The organism is Pseudomonas sp. Sample_11 (genome assembly GCF_004307505.1).
Lineage (GTDB): Bacteria > Pseudomonadota > Gammaproteobacteria > Pseudomonadales > Pseudomonadaceae > Aquipseudomonas > Aquipseudomonas atacamensis.
Genome location: NZ_RCOD01000002.1, coordinates 1 through 2004 on the forward strand (window position 1 = coordinate 1; position 2004 = coordinate 2004).

The 2004-nt window shown below is 56.8% G+C and carries 1 protein-coding gene and 1 pseudogene; one reads left to right on the plus strand and one right to left on the minus strand.

All coding sequences use genetic code 11. From position 1 onward, the window contains the following. Nucleotides 1-284 (minus strand): annotated as a pseudogene (locus D8U60_RS00105) (energy transducer TonB); the annotation flags it as partial. 1072 nt (nucleotides 285-1356) lie between these two features. Between D8U60_RS00105 and D8U60_RS00110 the strand changes: the two are divergent. Then, nucleotides 1357-1980 carry a glutathione S-transferase N-terminal domain-containing protein gene (locus D8U60_RS00110; RefSeq protein ID WP_073471360.1) on the plus strand — a complete coding sequence of 208 codons (624 nt, stop codon included), beginning with the start codon at nucleotides 1357-1359 and terminating at the stop codon, nucleotides 1978-1980. Nucleotides 1981-2004: the final 24 nt, after the last annotated feature.

Below are 2004 nucleotides of genomic sequence, written 5' to 3' on the forward strand. Positions count from 1 at the left end.
GGTTCCGGTGTTGGCGGGGCCGGAGGCGTCGGGCTGGTCAGCTCGACGGTCATTTCCGGGATTTCCGGCGGCGTCGGCAGTGGCTCAGGACGCGCCTGATGGAAGAACCACCACGCGCCGCCGTGTATCAGCGCCGACACGGCGATCAGCAAGAGCATCTGTGGTTTGTTCAACCCGCCGGGTCGTGACGTGTTGGCTGTAAACGCCGGCCTGCCCGTTGCCGGCGGGACCGGCGCTTGCTGCAACGGCCCCGGCAGGGTTTTGTGCTTTACCGCATCGTTCATTAAAGCTCCCTCGGGTCAGATGAAGGGCAATAAGGTGCCGTCCGAACATATGGCTGATGTTCGAGTGAGTGGGTGCAACTTTCTTCAAGGTGTACGCGAGCCGATAGTTGAACTATCTGTTTAAACGGCCTCGAACAAACTTAGTGGCTTAGTAGCATCTATATCGATTGTTCATTATCCATTCCGTGGCTTGTTGTTGTGTGGAGACGTGAGCTGTCTCAGGTTTGTTACAGTTTGCAACAGGTGTGCCAGATGTTGCTGAAACGGGTTGAACGCATATCTTCGGTGTTACTGATGTCGCATTTATATAAGTTTCAAGTTCGCATACCGTTTATTCGGCGCGAAGCGGTCCCCAAGTCCTCGCAGAAGGGCTTTTTCCAGAGCGAGTCAGAGGGAACGCTGTATCACGCCAATCGGCGGGATAGAGCGGCTGCTCGGTGATCAGGCTCAGCACCTATCGGTGCGTAGCGAATCGATTTGGTGCAGGTCAGTCATTCAGCGGTTCACAGGACATGTTCCTTATTTTGATTCTGGAGTATTGGTTAACTGCATCACATTCGGGCGTGCGCTTTTGGTGCAACTTCAATGACGGAAAGTCATTGTTCGACAATCTTGTTGTTGTGCCTTTTATTAATTGCCGTATTTAAAAAATAAATAACACTTGGCGCCCGGCGATCGCTCGATCGCCAGGCACGCAAAGTGTGCATTGGGTTTCAGGTAATAAAGGAGAAACGCGCCAGGCTGAATAGGCTCGGCTGAACTTGGGGCTGGATTTGCGAGTGAGTGGGGTATGTCGTACGGCGGAGCATTTGAAGATTCACAGGTGAACTCCTTATTGCCAGCTCGGACAGGCGAACTTTTGGTTCGCTGTCGCACCTTACAAGAACGCGGATAGCGTTCGATGAATGCTCTTGGTGCGGGATGGGCACCGCCAGCGCTGATTGGCGAAGGTTGATTTCGCAAGTCGGCAGTGCATGGGAAAAACGTGCCAATCAGGACACATATGCAGAATTTTCTACGTCAGGCCAGCCAGCCATCTACCCTGTGCAAAGGCCTTATCGGGGGAACGGACATGTACCAGCTCTACGGGCACAAGAATTCCGGCGCGGCTGCCATCGAGGCGGCACTGGAGTTGTGCCAGATCGCCTATCGCTTCATTGATACCGAAGCCAGCGCCGAGGCCGACGAGGCGCTGGGCAAACTCAATCCGTTGAAACAGATACCGACCCTGCAACTGCCGGACGGCAGCGCCATGACCGAAAGTGCGGCGATCCTGATTCACCTGGGCCTGACGTTTCCCAAGTCCGGCCTGCTGCCGAGCAAGGCTGCCGATCGTGATCAGGCGATTCGCGGCCTCGCCTATATCGTCAGCAATTGCTACGCGGCGGTCGGCATCATCGATTACCCCGAGCGCTGGCTGAGCACGCCTGACGAGAGCGCACGGCAAAACCTGATCGCCGGCACGCGCCAGCGCCTGCACTTCAGTTGGGAGGTGTTTGCCGATCAGTTTTCCGGGGAGCTATATCTGGATGACGAAACGCCCGGCGCGCTGGATGTGCTGGCGGCCGTGGTAAGCCGCTGGGCCGGCAGCCGCGAACACCTGCGCCAGACCCGCCCGGGCTTTTATGCGTGGCTGCAAAGGATCGACCGACACCCGGTGCTGGCACCGGTGTTTGAGCGGCATTGGCCGGCCTGACGGGCGAGATCGTTCCCACGCTCT

Coding starts and splice junctions, on each gene's coding strand:
- D8U60_RS00110 (WP_073471360.1), top strand. CDS start 1,357: ATGTACCAGCTCTACGGGCACAAGAATTCCGGCGCGGCTGCCATCGAG.